The organism is Streptomyces sp. NPDC034099, assembly GCF_055575415.1.
Genome location: NZ_JBVISR010000003.1, coordinates 155616 through 178335, shown reverse-complemented (window position 1 = coordinate 178335; position 22720 = coordinate 155616). Strand labels below are relative to the sequence as shown.

Annotated in this window: 20 protein-coding genes; 10 read left to right on the top strand and 10 right to left on the bottom strand. The window is 72.3% G+C overall.

Features of this window, described 5'->3' with window-relative positions; translation table 11 throughout:
* The first annotated feature begins 14 nt into the window (after positions 1–14).
* The 4 genes from ACZ56V_RS09710 to ACZ56V_RS09695 all read left to right on the top strand — a co-directional run bounded on the left by ACZ56V_RS09710 (position 15) and on the right by ACZ56V_RS09695 (position 4253).
* Positions 15–512: a peptidylprolyl isomerase gene (locus tag ACZ56V_RS09710; protein WP_356369588.1), complete on the top strand. Its 498-nt coding sequence runs from the start codon at positions 15–17 to the stop codon at positions 510–512.
* 150 nt (positions 513–662) lie between these two features.
* Positions 663–2141: a glutamate-cysteine ligase family protein gene (locus tag ACZ56V_RS09705; protein ID WP_356369586.1), complete on the top strand. Its 1479-nt coding sequence runs from the start codon at positions 663–665 to the stop codon at positions 2139–2141.
* A 40-nt stretch (positions 2142–2181) separates the two neighbouring features.
* Positions 2182–3015, top strand: a complete 834-nt coding sequence (locus tag ACZ56V_RS09700) for a class II glutamine amidotransferase (RefSeq protein WP_398909884.1) — start codon at positions 2182–2184, stop codon at positions 3013–3015.
* 299 nt (positions 3016–3314) lie between these two features.
* Positions 3315–4253 carry a TauD/TfdA dioxygenase family protein gene (locus ACZ56V_RS09695; protein ID WP_468940720.1) on the top strand — a complete coding sequence of 313 codons (939 nt, stop codon included), beginning with the start codon at positions 3315–3317 and terminating at the stop codon, positions 4251–4253.
* Positions 4254–4299: 46 nt separating this feature from the next.
* Here the strand turns inward: ACZ56V_RS09695 and ACZ56V_RS09690 are convergent, their stop codons facing one another.
* The 4 genes from ACZ56V_RS09690 to ACZ56V_RS09675 all read right to left on the bottom strand — a co-directional run bounded on the left by ACZ56V_RS09690 (position 4300) and on the right by ACZ56V_RS09675 (position 9422).
* Positions 4300–6120 carry a glycoside hydrolase family 2 protein gene (locus tag ACZ56V_RS09690; RefSeq protein ID WP_467379130.1) on the bottom strand — a complete coding sequence of 607 codons (1821 nt, stop codon included), beginning with the start codon at positions 6118–6120 and terminating at the stop codon, positions 4300–4302.
* Positions 6121–6186: 66 nt separating this feature from the next.
* On the bottom strand, positions 6187–7083 hold the full coding sequence (locus ACZ56V_RS09685) for a carbohydrate ABC transporter permease (RefSeq protein ID WP_467379129.1): 897 nt from the start codon (positions 7081–7083) through the stop codon (positions 6187–6189).
* Positions 7084–7085: 2 nt separating this feature from the next.
* Positions 7086–8027, bottom strand: coding sequence for a carbohydrate ABC transporter permease (locus ACZ56V_RS09680; protein WP_398909891.1), 942 nt, complete (start codon positions 8025–8027; stop codon positions 7086–7088).
* Between the two features lie 21 nt (positions 8028–8048).
* A complete protein-coding gene (locus tag ACZ56V_RS09675; RefSeq protein WP_467379127.1) occupies positions 8049–9422 on the bottom strand; it encodes an extracellular solute-binding protein in 1374 nt (457 codons plus the stop codon).
* A 154-nt stretch (positions 9423–9576) separates the two neighbouring features.
* Between ACZ56V_RS09675 and ACZ56V_RS09670 the strand changes: the two genes are divergently transcribed.
* Complete coding sequence (locus tag ACZ56V_RS09670) at positions 9577–10620, top strand: LacI family DNA-binding transcriptional regulator (protein WP_398909895.1); 1044 nt, start codon at positions 9577–9579, stop codon at positions 10618–10620.
* A gap of 30 nt (positions 10621–10650) precedes the next feature.
* On the opposite strand, the gene ACZ56V_RS09665 is transcribed toward ACZ56V_RS09670, so the two are convergent.
* Entirely contained in the window at positions 10651–12132 is a 1482-nt protein-coding gene (locus ACZ56V_RS09665; protein WP_468940712.1) for a family 43 glycosylhydrolase, read from the bottom strand.
* Positions 12133–12348: 216 nt separating this feature from the next.
* On the opposite strand from ACZ56V_RS09665, the gene ACZ56V_RS09660 reads away from it, so the two are divergent.
* The 3 genes from ACZ56V_RS09660 (at position 12349) to ACZ56V_RS09650 (ending at position 15419) form a co-directional block, all read left to right on the top strand.
* Positions 12349–13836: an NCS1 family nucleobase:cation symporter-1 gene (locus ACZ56V_RS09660; RefSeq protein ID WP_468940709.1), complete on the top strand. Its 1488-nt coding sequence runs from the start codon at positions 12349–12351 to the stop codon at positions 13834–13836.
* Between the two features lie 82 nt (positions 13837–13918).
* Positions 13919–14644: an aspartate/glutamate racemase family protein gene (locus ACZ56V_RS09655; RefSeq protein WP_356369561.1), complete on the top strand. Its 726-nt coding sequence runs from the start codon at positions 13919–13921 to the stop codon at positions 14642–14644.
* A gap of 124 nt (positions 14645–14768) precedes the next feature.
* Complete coding sequence (locus tag ACZ56V_RS09650) at positions 14769–15419, top strand: GntR family transcriptional regulator (RefSeq protein ID WP_468940706.1); 651 nt, start codon at positions 14769–14771, stop codon at positions 15417–15419.
* Positions 15420–15423: 4 nt separating this feature from the next.
* Here ACZ56V_RS09650 and ACZ56V_RS09645 read toward each other — a convergent pair whose 3' ends face one another.
* Entirely contained in the window at positions 15424–16203 is a 780-nt protein-coding gene (locus ACZ56V_RS09645) for an AraC family transcriptional regulator (RefSeq protein ID WP_468940703.1), read from the bottom strand.
* 93 nt (positions 16204–16296) lie between these two features.
* Here ACZ56V_RS09645 and ACZ56V_RS09640 point away from each other — a divergent pair, with 93 nt between their 5' ends.
* Positions 16297–17094 (top strand): sulfite exporter TauE/SafE family protein, encoded by a 798-nt coding sequence (locus ACZ56V_RS09640; RefSeq protein ID WP_468940700.1) that lies wholly within the window; start codon positions 16297–16299, stop codon positions 17092–17094.
* A gap of 7 nt (positions 17095–17101) precedes the next feature.
* On the opposite strand, the gene ACZ56V_RS09635 is transcribed toward ACZ56V_RS09640, so the two are convergent.
* Entirely contained in the window at positions 17102–18031 is a 930-nt protein-coding gene (locus ACZ56V_RS09635; protein ID WP_467379122.1) for a GNAT family N-acetyltransferase, read from the bottom strand.
* A gap of 136 nt (positions 18032–18167) precedes the next feature.
* On the opposite strand from ACZ56V_RS09635, the gene ACZ56V_RS09630 reads away from it, so the two are divergent.
* A complete protein-coding gene (locus tag ACZ56V_RS09630; RefSeq protein ID WP_398909908.1) occupies positions 18168–18608 on the top strand; it encodes a hypothetical protein in 441 nt (146 codons plus the stop codon).
* A 5-nt stretch (positions 18609–18613) separates the two neighbouring features.
* On the opposite strand, the gene ACZ56V_RS09625 is transcribed toward ACZ56V_RS09630, so the two are convergent.
* From ACZ56V_RS09625 to ACZ56V_RS09615, 3 genes are read right to left on the bottom strand one after another with little or no spacing between them, the layout of a single operon-like run.
* Positions 18614–20545: an amylo-alpha-1,6-glucosidase gene (locus ACZ56V_RS09625; protein ID WP_468940696.1), complete on the bottom strand. Its 1932-nt coding sequence runs from the start codon at positions 20543–20545 to the stop codon at positions 18614–18616.
* Positions 20542–21906: an MGH1-like glycoside hydrolase domain-containing protein gene (locus tag ACZ56V_RS09620; RefSeq protein ID WP_468940692.1), complete on the bottom strand. Its 1365-nt coding sequence runs from the start codon at positions 21904–21906 to the stop codon at positions 20542–20544. The genes ACZ56V_RS09625 and ACZ56V_RS09620 overlap by 4 nt, the downstream gene beginning before the upstream one ends.
* Entirely contained in the window at positions 21903–22703 is an 801-nt protein-coding gene (locus tag ACZ56V_RS09615) for a sugar phosphate isomerase/epimerase family protein (RefSeq protein WP_468940689.1), read from the bottom strand. The genes ACZ56V_RS09620 and ACZ56V_RS09615 overlap by 4 nt, the downstream gene beginning before the upstream one ends.
* Positions 22704–22720 lie beyond the last annotated feature (17 nt).

Here is a 22720-nt window from a genome sequence, read left to right as displayed (position 1 = left end):
GTCACAATGGTGCGATGAGCAATTCCAAGGTTTACTTCGACATCGACATCGACGGCCAGGATGCGGGCCGCATCGTCTTCGAACTCTTCGAGGACGTCACCCCCAAGACCGCCAGGAACTTCCTGGAGCTGGCCACCGGCGAGCACGGGTTCGGCTATGCGGGCTCCCCGTTCCACCGTGTGATCCCGCAGTTCATGCTCCAGGGCGGTGACTTCACCGCGGGCAACGGCACCGGGGGCAAGAGCATCTACGGCGAGAAGTTCGCGGACGAGAACTTCCAGCTGAAGCACACCGAGCCGTACCTCCTCTCGATGGCGAACGCGGGTCCGAACACCAACGGCTCGCAGTTCTTCATCACCACCGTCCCCACCCCCTGGCTGGACGGCAAGCACGTCGTCTTCGGCAAGGTCGTCGAGGGCACGGACGTGGTGGACAAGATCGAGGGCTACGGCTCCTCGCCGTCGGGCAAGACCTCCAAGAAGATCGCGGTGCGCGCGTCCGGCAAGCTGTAGGACCTGACCGGCCCCACGGGGACCGGAACCGACGGGGGGCCGCCGCACACGGTGCGGCGGCCCCCCGTTCCGTCTCGTCTGGTGGGGCGCGCCGGGTGGTGCGACGCTGGGGTGGAGGAGCGTCCGAGGAAGGCAACCCCGGGAGGACCGATGGGACGGGACGTCCCGGCGCTGGTCTTCACCCGCGAGGACCGCCGCCGGTACCGGATCAAGATGCAGGAGTGCCTGGAGGCCTTCGCGCAGATGCTGCGCGAGTCCCGGTTCGAGACCGAGCGGCCCCAGGTGGGCCTGGAGATCGAACTGAACCTGGTCGACGACCGCGGCGAACCCGCCATGCGCAACAGCGACGCCCTCGAAGCGATCGCGGACCCCGCCTGGTCCACCGAGCTGGGCCGGTTCAACCTGGAGATCAACATCCCGCCCCGGCAGCTGACGGCGGGCGGCCCCGACGCCTGGGAGACCGAGATCCGCGCCGCCCTGAACCACGCCGAGGACCGCGCCGCGTCGGTCGGCGCCCATCTGATCATGGTCGGCACCCTGCCCACGCTGCGCCAGTCGGACGTAGGCGAGGCGGCCCTGTCGGAGAACCCGCGCTACCGGCTGCTCAACGACCAGGTGTTCGCCGCCCGGGGCGAGGACCTGCACATCGAGGTGGACGGCGTCGACCGCCTGCGGACCTACGCGGACACCATCACGCCGGAGGCCGCCTGCACCAGCACGCAGTTCCACCTCCAGGTCGCCCCGGAGGAGTTCCCCGACTACTGGAACGCCGCCCAGGCCATCGCCGGTGTCCAGGTCGCCCTCGCGGCCAACTCGCCCTTCCTGCTCGGCAAGGAGCTGTGGCACGAGAGCCGCATCCCCCTGTTCGAACAGGCCACCGACACCCGGCCGCAGGAGATCAAGGCCCAGGGGGTCAGGCCCCGGGTGTGGTTCGGGGAACGCTGGATCAACAGCGTCTTCGACCTCTTCGAGGAGAACCTCCGCTACTTCCCGGCGTTGCTGCCGCTGTGCGACGAGCAGGACCCCGCCGAGACGCTCGACCGCGGCGACATCCCGGAACTGGGCGAACTCACCCTCCACAACGGCACGATCTACCGCTGGAACCGGCCCGTCTACGCGGTCGCCCACGACAAGCCGCACGTGCGCGTGGAGAACCGGGTGCTGCCCGCCGGTCCGACCGTCGCCGACACCCTCGCCAACGGCGCCTTCTACTACGGGCTCACCCGCGCCCTGGTGGAGGAGGAGCGGCCGGTGTGGTCGCGGATGTCCTTCTCGGTCGCCGAGGACAACCTGCACACCGCCGCGCGGCACGGCATCGAGGCACATCTGTACTGGCCCGGAGTGGGCGAGGTGACGGTGCCCGAGCTGGTCCTGCGCCGGCTGCTGCCGCTGGCGCACCGGGGACTGGAGCTGTCGGGCATGGACTCCGCCTGGCGGGAGCCGCTGCTCGGCATCATCGAGCAGCGGTGCGTCACCGGCCGCAACGGCGCGGTCTGGCAGAAGGAGATGTTCCACCACCTCGACGCCACCGCCCGTCCCGGCCGCCACGAGGCGCTGCGCCGGATGACCCAGCAGTACATGGACTACATGCACCTCAACGCCCCGGTCCACACCTGGCCGGTCGACTGACGTCCGGGGCGCCCGAGGCCACTAGGGAGGCGACGGAGCGATGTGCCGATGGCTCGCCTACTCGGGGACACCCGTCCTCCTGGAGTCCCTGCTCTACCAGCCCGAGCACTCGCTCATCGACCAGAGCCTGCACGCCCGCATGGGCGTCGAGACGACGAACGGGGACGGATTCGGCATCGGCTGGTTCGGGCCGGAGATGCACACACCCGCCATCGTCCGGGAGGTCGGGCCGGCCTGGAGCAACCGCAACCTGCGGGAGATCGCGAGCCATGTCCGCTCGCCGCTGTTCTTCGCGCACATCCGGGCGTCGACGGGCAGCCCCGTGCAGCAGACCAACTGCCATCCGTTCCGCCACGGCCGGTGGATGTGGATGCACAACGGCGCGATCGCCGAGTTCCACCGGCTGCGCCGGGACCTCGCGCTGGCCGTCGATCCGCAGCTCTTCCTCGACATCGAGGGATCGACGGACTCGGAGATGATGTTCTACCTGGCGCTCACCCTCGGCCTGGAGGACGACCCTCCGGCGGCCGTGGCCCGGATGGCGGGGCTGGTGGAGGAGATCGGCCACGAGCACGGCGTGGAGTTCCCGCTGCAGATGACGGTCGCCGTGACCGACGGACGCCGCCTGTGGGCCTTCCGCTACTCCAGCCAGGCCCAGTCCCGGTCGCTCTACTACAGCAGCCGGGTGGACAGCCTGCGCGCGCTCCATCCGGAGCTGCCCTTCCTCAAGGACGCGTCCGACAGCACCCGGCTGATCGTGTCGGAACCCCTGGGTGACCTCCCCGGAGTGTGGAACAAGGTGCCCGAGAGCAGCTACGGCGTCGTCCAGCCGGAAGGGGACGAGCTGCTCCCCTTCGTTCCCCGCCCGCCGTGACCCTGTTGACACGGACGGGCGAAGATCACACAATCGGTGCCATGACCCCATACCGGTTCGGCACCATCGCGGAGTGTCCCCGCGTGCCCGAGCGGACCGGATGTGAGCGCTCCGGCCTTTAACGGCCTTCTTCGCACCGACCGTCCGACGCCTGTCGCGTCGTAGTCCGTCGGCGTTCCCTCCGGTCCACGGCCCGGAGCACCCGTAGCACCACCCTCTTTTCCCCGGCCGTTCGGCGGTGGCCCCGCGCCACCCCCTGGCCGGATGTCACGCGTACCGTCATACAAGGGGAGGACTCCATGTCCGTCACGTCCGTCGGCCCGAGCACCGTCCTGCGCGAAGCACGCGTCCCGGGGGACGGAATGTACGAGGGCCGGCGCACCCTGCGCCGGCTGCCCGAGGGCCGGCGCGAGAGGCCCTACGAGCACTTCCAGGTCGTCCCGCAGGCACGCACCGTCGGCGCCGAGCTGCGGGGCGTCGACCTCTCCCGCCCGCTGACCCCCGTGCTGCGCGAGGAGCTGAACCGCGCCCTGCTGGAGTGGAAGGTGCTGTTCTTCCGAGCCCAGCACCTCACCTCCGAGCAGCAGCGCGACTTCGCCCGCAACTGGGGCGAGTTGGAGACCAACCCGCTGCTCGCCGCCGGTTCCAGCGACGACGTCGTCCGGTTCGACAAGGGCGCCGGGACGGCGCCGACGTACGAGAACGTGTGGCACACCGACGTCACCTTCCGCGAGCGTCCCGCGCTCGGCGCGGTGCTCCAACTGCGCGAGGTGCCGCCGTTCGGCGGGGACACGATGTGGGCGGACATGGCCGCGGCCTACGACAACCTGCCCCGGGAGGTCAAGGACCGCATCGACGGCGCCCGCGCCGTGCACGACTTCATCCCGGGCTTCGCGCGGTTCTACGGACCCGAGCGGCTGCTGCCGCACCAGGACCTGTTCCCGCCCGTGGAACACCCGGTCGTACGCACGCATCCGGAGACGGGGCGGCGCATGCTGTTCGTCAACACGTCCTTCACCACGCACATCACCGGCATGGACCGCGCCGAGAGCGACCGGCTGCTGCGGTTCCTGTTCCAGCAGGCACACGTGCCCGAGTACCAGGTGCGCTGGCGCTGGCAGCCCGGCGACGTCGCCTTCTGGGACAACCGGGCCACGCAGCACTACGCCGTGGGTGACTACGGGTCCGAGCGTCGGGTCGCCGAGCGCGTCGCCATCGAGGGCGACCGCCCCTTCTGACCCGCGGGGGCCGGAGACGCCGCTCGGTCTCCGGCCCCGTGCGGGCTCAGGCCTCCGGCCCCTCGATGGCCGCCGGGCGCAGTTGGGCGGCGCGGACGCGGGCGACGTCGAGCTTCTCGCCCCGGTCGAAGCGGTAGATGCCGTTCTGCTCCTGGAAGACGTCGGTCAACTGGGTGTAGCAGTAGCCGAACATGTCACGGTCGCCGAGCAGGACCTCGGTGAGGCCGCTGAACCGCTCGTGGAACTCGTCCTCGTTGCGGACGCGTTCCCCGTAGCCCCAGGAGACGGTGCGGTCCTCGCCGGACTGTGCGGCTGCCGCCTCCGGGTCCCACCAGATGCCGCCGAACTCGCTGACGAAGTACGGCTGGCCCCGGTAGGGCTGGGAGTAGGGGGCGCCGCTCTCGTGGGCGTTGACGAAGGGCGCGTCCTTGGCGAGGCCGGACATCAGCCGGCGGAAGACGGCGGGGTCCTGCTCGTAGTTGTGCGAGTCGTAGATGTCGGTCTCGGCGACCCGGTGGGCGTAGCCGGACGCGTCGACGACCGGGCGGGTGGTGTCCATGGCCTTGGTGGCCAGGAACATCGCCCGGGTCACGTCGTCGAGCTGGGTGACGCGGTCGTGGAGCTTCTGGTAGGTCTCGTTGAGCGGGCACCAGCCGATGATCGAGGGGTGCGAGTAGTCGCGCTCCAGGGCTTCCAGCCACTGGGCGACGTAGGAGGCGTCGGGCTTCTGGTTGTCGCCGGAGGAGCCGCCCGTCTCGCAGCCCCAGTCGCCGAACTCGCCCCAGACCAGGTAGCCGAGGCGGTCGGCGTGGTACAGGAAGCGCTCCTCGAAGACCTTCTGGTGCAGCCGGGCCCCGTTGAAGCCGGCCGCCATGGCCAGCTCGATGTCCCGCACCAGGGCCTCGTCGGTGGGGGCGGTCATCAGCCCGTCCGGGTACCAGCCCTGGTCGAGGACGAGGCGCTGGAAGACGGGGCGGCCGTTGAGCAGGACGGCCTTGCCGCGCAGGCCGACGGCGCGCAGCCCGGCGTAGCTCTCGGCGCTGTCGACCACCTGCCCGGCGGCGTCGAGGAGTTCGAGGCGCAGGTCGTACAGGTGCGGGTCCTCGGGTCCCCACTCGCGCCGCCGGTCGTCCGGCACCGGCAGGTGCAGGCGCGGGGCGAGGTCGAGGTCGGCGCGGGCCTCCGCGCGGCTCACCTCGCCGTCGGCGTCGCCGAGGACGGCGCGCACCCGGTGCCCCGGCCGGTTGCCGGACAGGGGCAGTTCGAGGTGGAAGGCGGAGCCGGCCAGGTCGGGGGTGATCCGGGGACGGCGCAGGTGCGTGACGGGGACGGGCTCCAGCCACACGGTCTGCCAGATGCCCGTCACCCGGGTGTAGTTGCAGTCGTGGTTGGCGTACTGGACGGCCTGCTTGCCGCGCGCCTGGGGGCCGGACTTGGGGTCGCGGGCCCGTACGGTGATCACGACCTCCTCCCCCGCCCCTGCGATGTCGCCGAGGTCGGCGGTGAAGGGGGTGAAGCCGCCGCGGTGCCGGGCGACCTCCTTGCCGTCGGCCCACACGGTGGTGTCGTGGTCGACGGCGCCGAAGTGCAGCAGTACGCGGCGTCCGGCCCAGGCGGCGGGCAGGGTGAGTGCCCGCCGGTACCAGACGGCCTCCAGGAAGTCGGTGTCGCCGATGCCGGACAGCTCGGACTCGGGCGGGAAGGGGACGAGGATCTCCTCACGCAGCTCGCGGTCGAGCAGACCGCGTTCGAGGCCGCTGTCCCCCCGGTCGGTCTCGAACTGCCAGGCGCCGTTCAGGTTGAGCCAGTCGCGGCGCACGAACTGCGGTCGCGGGTACTCCGGGCGCGGTACGGAGTGAGTGGGCACACATGCTCCAGTCGATCGGTGGGCCGGGCGCGCGAACGCCGGGCCCGTGGGTACAGCTGGTCGGGTTCAGGAACCGCCGAGGCCGGTGGTGGCGACGGAGTTGACGATGCGGCGCTGGAAGAGGAGGAAGACCACGATCAGCGGCAGCGCGGCCAGCAGGGCGGAGGCCATGGACTGCGCGTACTGGATGCCGTAGGCGTCCTTCACCGTGGCCAGGCCCACCGGGAGGGTCATCAGGTCGGGGTCGTTGGTGACGATGAACGGCCACATGAAGTTGTTCCACGCGCCGATGAAGACGAAGATCGCCACCGCGGCCACGATCGGCCGCGAGAGCGGCAGCACGATCGACCGGAACACCCGGAACTCGGAGGCGCCGTCGATCCGGGCCGCCTCCTCCAGTTCCTTGGGGATGCCGTCGAAGAACCGCTTGAGGATGAACACCATCATGGGTGCGACGACCTGGGGCAGGATGACCGCCGCGTAGGTGTCGACCAGGTTGAACAGGGTCATCTGGTCGAACAGCGGCACGACGAGCAGCTGCGGCGGGACCATGATGGCGGCGACGGTGGCGCCGAGCAGGCCCCGGCGGCCGCGGAAGGTGCCGCGCGAGAAGCCGTACGCCGCGAGGGTGGAGACCGCCACGGTGATCAGCGTGACCAGGGCGGAGATCAGGAAGCTGTTGAAGGCCCAGACGGTGACGTGGCCGCGTTCCAGTATCTGCTGGTAGGCGTCCAGGGTGAAGGCGCCCTTGAACGGGGACAGCCCGGTGGTGTTGATGTCCTCCTCGCTCTGCACCGAGGTGATGACCGCCCACACGAACGGCACCAGCCAGACGACGGCGAGCACGACGAGCGCGGTCGCGGCCAGGACACGGGGCAGCCGGCCGTGGCCGAGGAGCAGGGGTGAGCCGGCCGCTTCGCGGGGTGGACGGCGCCGGGGGCGGAGGGTGGTGGTTGCGGACACGGTCAGTCCTCCCGGCGGAAGAGGCGGAGCTGCACGAGCGAGACGAGGACGATCAGGGCGAAGAAGAGGTACGAGACGGCGGAGGCGTAGCCGAGGCGGTAGCCCGTGAAGCCCACGTCGTAGACGTATTCCAGGACGGGCCGGGTGGAGCCGTTGGGTCCGCCCTTGGTGAGGATGTAGATCTGGTCGAACACCTTGAGGGAGGCCAGGACCTGGAGCATGGCCACCAGGCCGGTGGTCCTGCGCAGTTGGGGCAGGGTGATGGACCACAGGCGGCGCCAGGCACCGGCCCCGTCGAGTGCCGCGGCCTCGTCGAAGGTCGTGGGCAGGGACTGGAGCGCCGCGAGGTAGAGCAGGAAGTTGAAGCCGACCGTCCACCAGACGGTGAGGGCGGCCACCGACCACATGGCGACGGACTCGTCGGACAGCCAGCCGACCGGTGCCATGCCGAGGGTGTCCAGGAGCTGGTTGGCCATGCCCAGTTCGGGCTGGTAGAGCCAGGTCCAGATCATGGTCACGACGGTCACGGGCAGCAGGTAGGGCGCGAAGAACGACAGGCGCCAGGCCCACTGCCCGGCGAGTCCGCTGTGCACCAGCAGCGCCATCGCGAGCGCGACCAGCACCAGCGGGACGCTGGAGATGACGGTGAAGAAGAGTGTGTTGCCGAGGCTGCTCCACACGTCCGGATCACCGAACGCCTCGGTGTAGTTGTCGAAGCCGACGAAGCTCGTGTCGCGCAGGGCGAGCGAGCTGTCGGTGAAGCTCATCCAGAGCCCCTGCACGATCGGCCACACCATGAAGAGGCCGAACACGAGCAGGAACGGCAGGACGAACACGAGCCCGTTGCCGGTGCGTATGCGGCCGAGGGCGGTACGGCGGCCGCCCGGGACAACCCCGGGCGGGTCGGTCTGCTCCTCGGCGCCGAGGGGTGCGGTGGTGGTCACGTCGGTCACTCCTTTCGCTGGTCAGGCCACCGGGTTGGGCTGCCGCAGCAGGGTGTCCGCCTCGCGGACCATCTGCCGCACCGCCTTCTCGGGGGTGGTGTTGCCCAGCAGCGCCGACTGGAGCGGCTGGCACATCCGGTTCTGGAAGTTCGAACCGGCGCCCGCGAACCAGTTGGGCGGGTCGAGCACCGCCACCTCGGCGGCGTCGGCATAGGAGGACTGGGGGTCGAGCGCCGCGTACGCGGGCTCGGCGAGGACGGGCTGGTAGGCGGGGATGTGTCCGGCGCTCGCCCAGGTGAGGCTCTGCCTGAGTATCCGGGCGACGTACCGGTGGGCCTCGCGGCGCCGGGCCGGGTCGGGGCTGTCCTGGTGCGGGAGGACGAAGCTGTGGCTGTCGGTGTAGACGGCCGGCTTGTCGAAGACCTGCGGGAAGGGCGCGGCGCCCAGGTCGATGCCGGACTTCTTCAGGGTGGGCAGCTCCCATTCGCCGAGCATGGCCATGCCGCCGCGGCCGCTGCTGAAGGCGGCCAGCGCGCCGTTGTAGTCCAGGTTGTTCGGGTTGGTCTTCCCGTCGAAGAGCCGCGTCATGAGGGTGACGACGCGTACGGCGGCGTCGACGTCGATCTTCGGGGGCCCGCCGTCCGGCAGGTCGAAGGCGGCGCCGGTCTGGGCGTAGAGGCCGGCGAACAGGCGCCAGCTCTGTGCCGTGTCGGTGACGTGGCCGAACAGGATGCCGGACTCCCCGGTCGCCCCGGCGAGGGCCTGGCCCGCCTCCAGCAGGGCCTCGGGGGAGCCCATGGGCGCCAGTTCGCCCGAGGTGTCCAGGAGTCCGGCCTTCTCGGCGGCCTTCTTGTCGTAGAACACGATGAAGGGGTGGACGTCCAGCGGGATCGCGTAGACGGTCCCCTCGTGCCGGGTGCGCGACCACACGGCCGGGGTGAAGTCCTTCTCCGTGACGCCGTATTCGGCGAGCAGGTCCAGGTCGAAGGGGTCCACCAGGCCGCCGGGCGCGTAGCCCGCCAGCCGCGACAGGTGCATGGCGGCCACGTCGGAGGCCCGTCCGCCGGCCGCGGACATGGCGAGCTTGGTGTAGTAGGACGGGCCCCAGTCCAGGATGGTGCGGTCGACGTCGAAGCCTTTGACTCCCCCGGCTCCCTTGGACACGGCCTCGATCATGTCGTCCATGAGCATGCCGTCGCCGCCCTGGAAGAGGTCCCAGACGCTCAGCGAGGACGCCCCGGAGGCCGAGGCCGGGGAGGCGCAGCCGGACAGCGGGCCCGCGGCGAGCAGGGCGCCCGTCCCGGCCATGGCGTTGCGCAGCAACCGGCGGCGGCTGGGGCGGTGGACCGGGTCGGACACGGCCGGCACCCCCTGGGCAGGCAGACGGGAACTCATCGCGGACCTTTCGACGGCCGGAGCTCATGCGGTGGCTAGTTTTTACATCGATGTACATGGGCTGTAAAGAGCCGAGCGGCAGTGGGCCTGCGCCGAAGCCTCCCGCGCACCGGGACATAGACTCGGGCAGCGCGAAAGAGGCAGGGAGGTCTCGGTGGCACGGCCCAGGATCAAGGACGTCGCACGTCATGCGGGCGTTTCGGAGAAGACGGTGTCCAATGTCATCAACGACTACGCCCATGTCTCGGACCGGACCAGGCAGGTGGTGCGCGAGGCCATCGAACACCTCGGCTACCGGGTGAACCTGGCCGGCCGCCACCTGCGCAAGGGCAGAACCGGCATCATCGCGCTCGTCGTCCCGGAACTGGACATACCGTACTTCGCGGAGCTGGCCCGGCATGTCATCCGCGAGGCCGAGCAGCGGTCCCTGACGGTCCTGATCCATCAATCCGGGGCGGACCGCGCCCATGAGCTGGCGGCGCTGGCCGGGTTCGGCTCCACGTTCGTGGACGGGATCATCCTCAGTCCGCTGGCGCTGACCGCCGACGACCTGCGGGACCGCACGGGCTTTCCGCCCACGGTGCTGCTCGGGGAACTGCTGGAGGAGGGCGCCGACCACGTGGCCATCGACAACGAGAGTGCCGCGCGCGAGGCGACCCGCCATCTGATCGGGCTCGGACGCCGCACGATCCTCGCCGTCGGAGGGCGCGACGACTCCGGTCTGGGCACGGCCGAGGCCCGCACCCGGGGCTACCGTGCCGCTCTGGCGGAGGCGGGCATCGCCTACGATCCGCACGCTCTGCTGCCGGTGGGCTCCTTCCGGATGCCCGACGGCGCGCGGGCCGTGGCGCGGGCGCTGGAGGACGGTGCCCGGCCCGACGCGCTGCTCTGCCTCAACGACCAGCTCGCGCTGGGCGCGTTGCGGGCCCTGCACGAGCACGGGGTCGGGGTGCCGGAGGACGTCGCCGTGATCGGCTTCGACGACGTGGAGGGCGGGAGCTACAGCGTCCCGACGCTGAGCACGGTGGCGCCGGACAAGGCGGCGGTGGCCAAGGTCGCCGTGCAGCTGCTCCAGCACCGCATCGAGGAGGCGACGGCGCCGGACGGTGCCGTGTCGGGGGTGCAGGCGCCGCAGGACCGCATCGTGGCCCACCGGCTCGTCCTGAGGGAGAGCACGGAGGGCCGCGCGCGGCGCTGAGGTTCCGGTCGGCCGGGTGTGCGGTACGGGTCAGTTCGTGTAGACCTCGGCCCGGTCGACGCTCACGAAGGACGCCCCGGACTGGGAGTCGTGCTCGCCCGTGACCCGGACCCGCAGGGTGTGGCCGCCGTTCGCCAGCCGCGGGCTCGTGTACTGCACCGCTTCACCGACGCGGATCGAGTGGTGGAAGTCCACCCGCTGCTCGGGCCCGCCGTCGACGCTGATGCCCGCGTAGCCGTTGCCGGTGTCCTTGACGGAGAGCAGGACGATCCGGGTGCCCGTGAAGGAGAAGGTGGCCGTGGCACCCGCCCGGTCGCTCCAGTGGTCGTCGCTCCAGAAGCACTGCGTGGCACAGCCCGTGCCGGAGTTCCAGGCACCGGTGTAGGTGACGCCGCCGGGGCCGCTGGAACGGCCGTCGTCGTTGATCCAGTAGTTGCCCGAGCCGGGATCGCCGGAGGGGAGGTTCTGGGTGGCTCCCATGGCGAGCGGACGGCCGAAGTCGGGTGTGCCGTCGGCCCGCCAGGTGAACTTCTGCGCCCGCGTGGTGCGGTTGGTGTAGGTGTTCACCGAGGTGGTCTTGGCGTGGTAGACGATCCAGTCCTCGGTGCCGTCGGGGGACGTGAAGAAGGCGTGGTGGCCCGGCCCGAACACGCCCCGGTCGTCGGCCCGGGAGAACACCGCGCCCCGGTGCTGGTGCCAGTTCCCCGGCACCAGCGGGTCCGCGTTCAGCGGCATCGACATCATCCAGACCTGGTAGTCCGGCTTGCCCGTGTCGCAGGTGGAGTACGTCATCCATACCCGGCCGCCCCGGTAGAGGAACTCGGGGCCCTCCCGCACCTCGGGGCAGCCGCCCGCCGCGTCGATCGCGACCGCGTTCCCGGAGACGGTGTACGGGTCGGACATCGGGGCGATGTTGATCCCGTTGTGCTGGTACTGGTTGATGCCGCTGTAGGCGAGGTAGAGCCGGCCGCCGAGTTGGAGGATGCCCGCGTCGATGGCGAAGTCGTCCGCGTGGTTGGGCGGGGCGAGCTTGGCCTTGAAGCGGTACGGGCCGGTGGGGTCGTCGCGCTCCGACTCCAGGACGTACAGCCGGTGGTGGTCGTCGACGCCGTCGTCGGCCGTGTAGTAGAGGTACCAGCGGTCGCCGAAGCGGTAGAACTCCGGGGCCCAGATGTTGCGGTTGCGGGACGGGTCGGTGTCGGTCCACACGGTGACCGGGTCCGCGGCCGGCAGGGTCCCCAGGGACGGGGAGCGCCACATCCGGATGCTGCCGCCCTGGGTGGTGGTGAGGTAGTAGGCGCCCTTCCAGTGCGTCATGAAGGGATCGGGCCCGCTGTTGAGCGGGTTGCGGAAGGTGCCCGCCGCGGCGGCCCCGGCAGGGGGCGCGGACGCGGCGGGGGCCGCGGCGGCCGGACCGGTGAGCCCGGGCAGCAGCCCCACGGCCAGCCCGAGAAGGGCGGCGAGGAGACGGCCGAGGCGGGCACGGGGACGGTGTGAGGGGCTGGGAAGCACGTGGGGGTCCTCTCCCGAAGCCTTTACATCGATGTAACGACGGGGCGTCAGGCTAGGGACGGCCCCTGGGGCTGTCAACAGGGCCAAAAATGGTATTCCATTTGCCGCAGACCCCTTGACGGTCCGGTTTGGCGAAAACTACGTTCTGTTCACCGGAAAGCAGCTTCCGCTTTGTGGAACTCTCCAATTCCCCGCACCTGATCCCAGGAGTCCCGTATGACTGCCCTGGAAGACCGCCGCTCGTCCGCCGGGACCGGCGACACCGCCACCAGCTCCGGCCTCTACACGTACGACCTCGCCCCGACGAAGCGGGAGGGCCGCCGCTGGGGCGCCTACAACGTCTTCACGCTCTGGGCCAACGACGTGCACAGCCTGGGCAATTACGCCTTCGCCATCGGACTGTTCGCCCTCGGCCTGAACGTGTGGGGCATCCTCGCCGCCTTCGCGCTCGCCTCGGTCCTGCTCTTCCTCCTGCTCACGCTCTCCGGGTTCATGGGCCACAAGACGGGCGTCCCGTTCCCCGTCATGAGCCGCATCGCCTTCGGCATCAAGGGGGCGAAGATTCCGGCCACCGTCCGCGGCGCCGTGGCCATCGCCTGGTTTGGTATCCAGACCTATCTGGCGTCCGCCGTGCTGAGCGCCCTCCTGGTGGCCATGTTCCCCTCACTGGCCTCCCTGGACACGAACTCCCTGCTCGGCCAGTCGACGCTCGGCTGGATCACCTTCCTGGTGCTGTGGGCCCTCCAGGTGCTCATCGTCAGCTACGGGATGCAGATGATCCGCCGGTACATGGCCTTCGCCGCGCCCACCACCCTGCTGATCATGTGCGCCCTCGCGGTGTGGATGTTCGTCCGGGCCGACGGGTCGGTCTCCGTGTCGATCGACGATCCGCTCACCGGCGGCGCGATGTGGCTCCAGGTGCTCCAGGCCGCCGCCCTGTGGGTGGTGATCTACGGGACGTTCGTGCTGAACTTCTGCGACTTCACCCGGTCCGCGCGCAGCCGCGGCTCCATCGTCCGGGGCAACGTGATCGGCATCCCGGTGAACATGCTCTTCTTCGCCGTCATCGTGGCGGTGCTCAGCGGAGCCCAGTTCACCCTCGACGGGCACGTGATCACCAGTCCGACGGACATCGTCAGGACGATCCCCAACATGTTCCTGCTGGCCGTCGCCTCGCTGTGCCTCATCGCCCTCACGGTGGCGGTGAACCTGCTGGCCAACTTCGTCGCGCCCATCTACGCCCTGGTCAACCTCTTCCCGCACCGACTCGACTTCCGCCGCGCGGGTCTGGTGAGCGCGGTCCTGGGCCTGGTGATCACGCCCTGGAACCTCTACAACAGCCCGGTCGTCGTGAACTACTTCCTCGGCGGGCTCGGCGCGCTGCTCGGCCCCCTGTTCGGCGTGATCATGGCGGACTACTGGCTGCTGCGGAAGTCCCGCGTGAACGTGCCGGCCCTGTACACCGAGGACGCGGGCGCCGAGTACCACTACCGGCGCGGCTACAACCCGCGGGCCGTCGCCGCCTTCGCCCCCAGTGCCGCGATCGCCGTGGTCGTCGCACTCGTCCCCTTCTTCCACGCCGCGGCCGGGTTCTCCTGGTTCATCGGCGCGATCATCGCCGCCGTGCTGTACGCGCTGATCGCCGACCGTGCCTCCGCGTTCCGTGACGTGGACGGCGAGGCCATCGCCGTCGCCGCGGAATAGCCCCGCACACCCCCACCCCCGCCCCGCGTCGCGCCTCGTCCCCGCCCCCGCCCCCGTCCGAGCAGAAGGCCCAGGCCCACCCATGCGCATCCTCGTGGTCAACGTCAACACCACGCAGTCCATCACCGACGCGATCGGCAAGCAGGCGGCCGGCGCGGCCTCTGCGGGCACCGAGATCGTGCCGCTGACCCCGGCCTTCGGCGCGGAGTCCGTGGAGGGCAACTACGAGAGCTACCTCGCCGCCGTCGCCGTGATGGAGGCCGTGCGCGCCCACCGGGAGCCCTTCGACGCGGTGATCCAGGCCGGTTACGGCGAGCACGGCCGGGAGGGGCTCCAGGAGTTGCTCGACGTGCCCGTCGTCGACATCACCGAGGCGGCCGCGAGCACCGCGCAGTACCTGGGCCGCCGCTACTCCGTCGTCACCACCCTCGACCGTACGGTCCCCCTGATCGAGGAGCGGCTGGAGGTGGCCGGACTGAGCGCCAGGTGCGCCTCGGTGCGGGCCAGCGGGCTCGCGGTACTGGAGCTGGAACGGGACGAGCAGGCCGCCGTGGACGCCATCACCGAGCAGGCCGCCCGCGCGGTCGAGGAGGACCGGGCCGAGGTGATCTGCCTGGGCTGCGGCGGCATGGCGGGCCTCGCCGAACGCGTGGTGGAACGTACCGGTGTCCCCGTGGTCGACGGGGTCGCCGCCGCCGTGACGGTCGCCGAGTCCCTGGTCCGGCTCGGCCTGTCCACGTCCAAGGTGCGCACCTACGCCCGCCCGCGTCCCAAGCGGATCGTCAACTGGCCCCCGCAGGCGGGCTGACCGTCGTCGCGCCGTCCCGTCCGGGCCGCCCGTGGGCCCCGGGGTATTCTGACGGGCCGCCCGACCGCCGCTCCGCACGGCGCGGTCGGCGGGCCGGGAACGGGAAGACAGACGAAGGACGGCGATGGCTGCGTCAGAGGGCTTCACGCCCGAGTCCGAGCGGGTCACGCGGCGGTTGCGCGACGAGATCATCGACGGTGTGCGGACCCCCGGCAGCCGCCTGGTCGAGCGGGAGCTGGCCGAGTCGCTCGGCGTGAGCCGGCTCCCCGTCCGCGAGGCCCTCAAGGCCCTGGTGTCGGAAGGACTGGTGACCCCGCGGCCACGGAGCTGGGCGGTGGTGCGGGAGTTCACCACCAGCGACATCGCCGACCTGGACGAGGTCCGCTCGGGCCTGGAGACCCTGGGGTTCCGGCTCGCCGCCCAACGGCACACGCGGGAGGGGCTGGAGCGGCTGCGCGCGACGGTGGACGCCGAACTCGACGCGGCCCGCGCGAACGACGCGGTGCGGGCCCGCCGGGCGGCCGCCGACTTCCACGAGACCGTCGTCTCCCTGGCCGCCAACGAGCTGCTCAACGAGCTCGAACGGGTCCTGCGCAGCCGGCTGCGCTGGCTCCTGGGCCAGCACGACGACCTGCTGGCCGTCGCCCTGGAGCACGACGCCCTCTACCGGGCCATCGCCGCCCGCGACGTGGACCGCGTCCAGGAACTGGTCCTGCACCATCTGTCGACGAGCCGCAGCGCGGCACTCGGCCACCTGGCGCAGGAGCACTCCTAGGCCCTCAGCCGGGCCGCCCCCGGTGGCCCCGCGTGAACCGGGACGGCGGGATGCCGAAGGTGCGGGTGAAGGCGGCGGTGAACGCGGCGGGAGAGGCGTAGCCGAGCCGCCCGGCGACCTCGCTGACCGAACCGGACCCCAGCAGCGGCACCGCCGCGAGCAGGCGCGCGCGGCCCCGCCAGACGGCGGGGCTGTCGCCCGTCTGGGCACGGAAGCGCCGGGTGAAGGCCCGCTCGCTCATGTTCGTCCGCGCCGCCCAGGCGGCATTGGTGACCCCGGTGTCGGGTGCGGCCAGATACGACCGGCACAGCGTCGCCAGGTCGGCGGAGGCGGGGATGCGGACGTGGAACGGGAGCGGGGCGCGCGCCGCGATCTCGTGCAGGAGGAGGTCGGCGACGCTGCCCTCGCGCCCGGACAGGTCGTAGCCGGCCTCGAACTCGACGGCCGCCAGGAGCAGTTCACGCAGCAGCGGCGGCACGTCCACGACCGTGCAGGTGCCGGGCCACCACGGTACGGCGTCCGGCTCGACGTACAGGCTGCGGGTGCTCACGCCGAGCATCCGCACCCGGTGCCGGGTGGCGGCCGGGATCAGGACGGCGCGCTCGGGCGGCACGGTCCAGGTGCCGTCGTCGGTGTCGACGACCATGACCCCGGTGGCGCCGTACAGGAACTGCGCGCGCCGGTGCCGGTGCCAGTCCAGGAGGTGTCCGGGCGGATAGTCGGTGCCGATCGGCAGCACGGCCCGGTCCACGTGGTCGACGTCGGCCAGGGGGACGTTCTTCACCCCTTCACCCTACGGCCGTCCTGGCCGGGTCGCGAAGGAACGGTGCCGGGCATCGAATGCGGGCGGGCCCGCCGGGCTGGTGGAGTGGCAGGTGTGGATATTGCGGCTCTGCTCGGAATCGGGCTCCTGACCGGTGCGACCACCGTCCTGTTCGGGTTCGGCGGCGGTTTCGTCGCCGTCCCGGTCGTGGTGTGGGCGGACTCCGCGCTCGGCGCGGACGCGATGCGGGTGGCGACGGCCACCTCGGCCCTGGTCATGGTGGTGAACGCCACCTTCGCCACCGCCGTCACGCCCCGCCGGGTGCTGGGCGCCCTCCGGGGCGGCGGGCCGCTGTTCGCCCTGCTGGGCGTCGGCGCCTCGGCCGGGGCGCTGGCCGCGCGCCACGCCCCGGCCGGGCTGATCCGGTGGGCGTTCGTCGCGTACGTCGCCTTCACCGTCGTGGACCTGCTGCTGCGCCCCGGCTTCCTGCGCCCGCGCGCCCCGGCCGCGGTGACCCCGGGACCGCCGCGTCCGCTGCCGGCCGTCGTCGGTGCGCCCGTCGGCGCGGTCGCCGCCTTCCTCGGCGTGGGGGGCAGCGTCATGACCGTCCCCGCGCTGCGGCGGGCCGGGCACACGATGCACGTGGCGACCGCGCTGGCCAACCCGCTGACCCTCGCGATCGCTCTCCCGGCCGCCGCCGTCTTCCTGGGCGGCTCCGCCGGCCCCGCCGGTGCCCACGCGCAGGTGACCCTGGTGGGCCTCGTCGACCTCCGCGCGGCCGGGGCGCTGCTCCTGGGCGCCCTGCCGGTGATCGCGGTGCTGCGCCGACGGCCGCCGCACCTTCCCGACCGCCTCCACGCCTGGACGTACGTCGCCCTGCTCGCCGCGGTGGCGGTCGCGATGGTGCCGTGAGGCACCGTCAGGCGATCACGGCCTCCCAGGTGTCGACCGCGAAGTGGACCGTCATGCCATGGCGGCCGTACAGCCGCGGGGCGCCCGTCGCGTTGGCGGTGTCGACACCGAGGCCCACCGTGTCCCGGCCCCGCGCGGCGAAGGCCGCGAAGGCGTGGCGCAGGAGGAACCCGCCCAGGCCGCGGCCGCGGGCCTCGCGCAGCACGCCGAGGCTCCGGATCCAGCCCATGGCCTCGCGGTCGTCCCGGGCGAGCAGGAACCCGGCGTCGCCCAGGTCGTCGGCCTCGGCGATCCACACCAGGGACCAGTCGAGGCCCGCGGCGTCGATGTCGTCGAGCCACAGCCGGTAGGGGCGCGGCTGGAAGTCGAAGTGCTGGGCGAACGACCGCTGGTACAGCTCGTGCACCCGGACGCGGTCCGCCTCCGTGGCGCACGCCCGCACCCGCACGCCCGCCGGGGCCTCGGGCGGGAGGTCGGCCGCCGGGTCCAGCGCGCGGCGCAGCACGTGGTGGGTGCGGACGACGCTCCAGCCGCGCTCGGCGAGGAGCGCGGTGTCGGTCGTGGGCGTGGCGTTGAGGTGGAGGTGGACGACGGCGCGCTCCGCGCCGTTGGCCCGGGCCTTGGCCAGGGCACGCGTCTCCATGGCCGCCAGCACGCGCAGCCCGGTCCGCTGGTGGTCGGGCAGCACGTAGTGGTCGATGTCGACGCGCTCCCCGCCGGACTCGTCCCACAGCAGCCCGTACGCGACCAGCCGGCCGTCGTCGAAGGCGAGCCACGAGTCCCGGGTCAGATCCCTCTGCTGGTGCTTCAGGTCGGCTTCGACGGTGTGCTGGTCGGTCTCGGGACAGCCGATCTCGATCCGGTCGATCTCGTTGAGGAGTCCGGTGACGGCGGGGGCGTCGGCGAGGGTGGCCGGTCGCAGGTCGGCGGTGGACATGAGGAGCAGAGTCGGGCACGCGGCGGGTGGCCGCAACGGATTTTCCGCCGGACGCGACAGAATGACGTACTGCGGCGAACCGGGGGCATACGGATGTCCCGAGGCCTTCTCCCCCGCCGACCCACGGGAGTTCCCTGTGACGCCGAGCCTGCGCACCGCCCGCGCGTGCCGTGCCGCCGCCGCGCTCCTTGTCGCCGCCGCCGCGTACGCGGCCACCCGCCACTCCTGGCTGGCCCTGCCCGGACTGTACGTCGCCGCGGTCTTCGCCTGGTGCGCCGCCCGCGAGGCCGCGGAGCACCGGCGCAGGGTCGCCCTCGCCCGCCGGGCCGAGCTGCTGGCCCGGCCGGAGCCGCGGGATCCGTTCGCGCACGGTCTCGAGCCGTGCTGCGCGTTCTGGCGGCACTCCGAGGGTGTCGTGCACGGACCGGAGTGCGCCCGCCCCGTGGCCGACCGCCTCCCGCTGCCCGAGGACTGCTGCGAACGGTGGTGGACCTCGCTCGGCGCGCGGCACGACGCGGACTGCCGTCGTCGCGCCGGCGCCCCGGGCCGGGGCCGCGCCCGGCCGGCGTCGCAGTAGCGGGGTCAGGGTCCGAGCGGTTCCCGCCCCAGCGCCGTCCGCAGGGCCAGCGGGGTGGCGGCGGCCCAGGCCTGCGGTGAGCAGGAATGGGGGTAGGGAACCGGCGCGGCGGTCGCCGAGCGGTCGTACCCGGCGAGGACCTCGGGCAGCCGGTGGCCGTGACGGGCCGCCGCCGCGACGAGCCCCTCCGCGACGGTGCGCACCTCCGCCGCGAGTCCCTGCCGGGCCAGGCCCAGGACGATGACCGCGTTGTCGTGCGGCCAGGCGCTGCCCCGGTGGTAGGACAGCGGGTGGTACGGCCGCTGTCCGGCGGCGAGGGTGCGGATCGCCCAGCCGGAGAAGAAGTCCGGCTCGAGGAGTCGCCGGCCCACCCGGCGGGAGCGTTCCGGGTCGAGGATGCCCGACCACAGCAGATGCCCGGCGTCCGAGGCCAGCGCGTCGACCTGGCGGCCGTCGCCGTCCAGCGCGAGGGCGGGGAAGTCCGCGTCCGGCATCCAGAAGTCCGCCGTGAAGCGGTCCCGCAGCCGGGCGGCGCTCTCGCGGAGCCGACGGGCCCATGCCTCGTCCCGCCAGACGGCGTCGGCGAGTTCGGCGGTGCGCAGGAGTGCGTCGTAGGCGTAGCCCTGTGCCTCGCAGACCGCGACGGGTCCCCCGGCCTGGGTCCCGTCGCGGAAGCAGACGGCACCGGCGGAGTCCTTCCAGTTCTGGTTGACCAGCCCGCCCGGGTCCGGGTCGTACACGAGGTACCCGTGCTGCTCCAGGCCGCCGTCGGTGAGCATCCAGTCCACGGCCCGCCGGGCGTGCCGTTCCAGGCGTCGTGCCAGGGTCCGGTCGCCGGTCGTCTCGTGGTGGGCGTGGAGCAGGACGAGGAAGAGCGGGGTGGCGTCGACGGCGCCGTAGTACCGGCCGTAGGGGACCTGCCGGAAGTGGGCGAGTTCGCCGTGCCGGGTCTCGTGGACGATGCGTCCGGGCTGCTCGCCGCTGAAGGGGTCGTGACGCCGGCCCTGGGTGGCGGCGAGCGCGCTGAGGACGGCGGCGGCCGTCGCGGGCCGGTACGGCAGCAGGAAGTAGGCGGTCAGCAGCGAGTCCCGGCCGAACAGGGTGAGGAACCACGGGATGCCGGCGGCCGGGACCCGCACGTCCTCTCCGTCGACGCCGGGGACCGGGATGGTCAGCAGGTCGATGTCGGCGAGACCGCGTTCGCAGGTGCGCGCCAGGTCGTCCGTCGCGCTGTCGGGCCGTACGGGACGCCGTACGGCTGCGGGGGCGGGGGCGGGCGACCGGGTCCGTCCGTGCGGGCGGGCGCGGACGGTCAGGTGCAGGTCGGCCCGTCCGTGCGCGTCGAGGGGCAGGTGCCAGGTGAGGGTCCGGGCGGTGTCGCCCCGCTGGGCCGGTGCGGGGGCCACCGCGTCCGGGGCGGGATCGCAGGTGATCTCCGTCCGGGCGTGCCAGTCGGCTCGCCGGTAGCTGAAGAGCACTCCGTCGGCGGTGTCGCGGCTCTCGTACTCCGCGCCGGGCTTGGCGTAGTGGCGGTCGTCGGCGCGGAGTTCGAAGAGGTCGGCGAAGTCGGCGTCGACGGTGAGGCCGAGGCGGGCCGTCACGGCGTCGGGGCGGTTGCTGACCAGGCTCAGGTGTTCGGTGAACGTGCCGGCGGTGACGCTCTGCCGCCGGAAGACGGTGTACGCGGGCGGGTTGTCCCGGGTGCCCTCGGGGGTCAGCACACCGGCGGCCGTGTCGTCGGTGTCCGCCGTGGCGGGCACGAGGGCGACCGGAGCGGTGCCGTCGACGGTGAGGCGCCAGCGGCTGAGGTGCCGGGCGTCCTGGAGGAACAGCCCGTCGGGCGCCGAGCCGCGGACGCCGCTGATCTCCCCGTCGGTGCCGAGACGGACGAAGGTGGCGTCGCGCACCAGTTGGACGCGGGGGTCGGCCGCGCTCATGATTCGGCCTCCTTCGGGTCGGCGCTGAGCAGGTCCAGCGAGAGAGCCGCGGTCCAGGAGAAGTGCCGGGTGCCGCAGGCCGCGCCGGTGGCGGGGTCGACGTACTCGGCGAACCCGGAACGTCCGGCCTCCGCGAGGAACCCGGCGCGCAGGCGGGCGGCGTCCTGGCCGAGGCCGTGGGTGCGCAGCCCGCGCTCGATCAGCCAGGCGGTGTTGAACCAGGCGGGACCGCGCCAGTACCGGGTGGGGTGGAAGGCGTGCCCGGTCAGGTCGTAGCTGGGCACCAGGTCGGTGGCCGGCGCGCGGAAGTGCGGTCCGGTGAGCGTGGCGTGCAGCCGCCGGACGACGTGCCGCGGCAGGTGCGGGACCAGGAGCGGGATCAGTCCGCCGACGGTCCGCTCGTCGACCGGTGTGCCGCGGTGCAGGTCGCGCACGCGGAACAGGCCCGCCTCCTCGTCCCAGAGCCGGTCCACCAGCGCCCGGGTCAGCTCGGCGGCCCGCTCGGTGTGCCGCCGTGCGGGCAGCCCCAGTTCGCGTGCCATGGCGGCCAGGGCCAGTTCGCTCACGATCAGCAGCGCGTTGAAGGCCGGGTCCTCCACGGCGAACCGGTGCCGTACGACACGGTCGTCGTAGCCGGCTTCCCGGTACTCGGTGGCCAGCCTGACGTACCGGCCGTAGTCGAGGTCGGTGGGCCGGTCGGCGGGGTGGCCGTGGTCGAGGTCGGCGCGCCGGAAGGTGCCGGGCGGGCTGGGTTCGACCCGTCGCAGGGCCCGGTCCCAGCTGGGACTGTTGTCCATGCCGGGTTCCCACGGGTGGACGACGGCCGCGAGGCCGCCCCCGCCGAGGTCGCGGCGGCCGAGCAGGTAGTCGTGCCAGGCGGCGAGCCTCGGCCGGACCCGGGCGAGGAAGCCGCGGCGCCGGGACTCGGCCGGGTCGGCCCGGTGCACGAGCCAGGCGGCCAGGGCGTGCACGGGCGGCTGGACGATGCCGGAGGTCTCGACGGAGGACGGGGCGCCGGCGGCCCGGCCCGCCGTGGAGGACTGCCAGAAGTCGGGGCTCGGGAAGTAGGCGTCGTGCGGCAAAGCGGGGTTGAAGACGATGTGGGGCACACGTCCGTCGGCCCACTGCGCGGCCAGCAGGGACTCCAGTTCCCGCTGGGCGCGGCGCACCGAGAGGTGGCGCAGCCCGATGGCGACGAAGGCGGAGTCCCAGCTCCACTGGTGCGGGTAGAGGGTGCGGGAGGGGACGGTGGAGGCGCCGGTCCAGTTGTCGAGCAGGACCCGCGCCGCACCGCGCCGCAGGGTCAGGTCCGCGGGCGCGGTGGGCGCGGGCCGGTCCAGGAGGTCCAGGGGGGAGTTCACGCGCCCGACCTCTTGAGGAAGGCGGGGACGGAGCGCACGGCCTGGACGGGGTCCCCGGTCAGCCGGGATTCGAGGGCGAGGTGGCCGTCGTAGCCGACGGTGTGCAGGGCGCCCAGCCAGGCGGGCCAGTCGAGGTGACCGGCGCCGGGCTGGAAGCGGTTGGAGTCGGAGACCTGGGCGTGGCCGATGACGTCGGCGTGGGCGACGATGGCGGCGGCGGGGTCGGTCTCCTCGATGTTCATGTGGTAGCTGTCGATGCCGATCCGGACCGAGTCGAGGCCGACGGCGCGGATCAGGTCGGCGGCCTGCTCCAGCCGGTTGACCATGTGGTCCTCGTAGCGGTTGAGCGGCTCCAGGAAGAGCGTCACGCCCTCGCTGCGGGCGTGCTCGCCGAGTTCGGTGAGCCCGGCGAGGAGCACCTCGCGGTCCTCCTCCTCGGTGCGCGGCGGCTCGAAGGGCGGCAACCGGCGGGAGAACATGCCGTACGAGGCGGGGGTCTGGGCGCCCACTCCGCCGATCTCGGCGATCACGGTGAGCTGGGACTTCATCTGGGCGACGGCGTCGCGGCGCAGCTCCTCGTCGAAGGCGCCGAGGAAGTGCGGCATGTCGACGCAGACGGTCGGCATGACGACACCGTCCTCGCGGGCCCGGCGCAGTTCCTCGCGCCGGGAGACGAAGTGGAAGTCGCCCTTGCCGCGCAGTTCGATCGCGTCGTATCCGGCCTGCTGGGCGAAGTCCCACTTGGCCTGCAGGGTGTCTCCGGGCAGGAGTTGTTCCTGGACGGCGGTCTTGAGCATGGGGGTGCCTTTCGGGA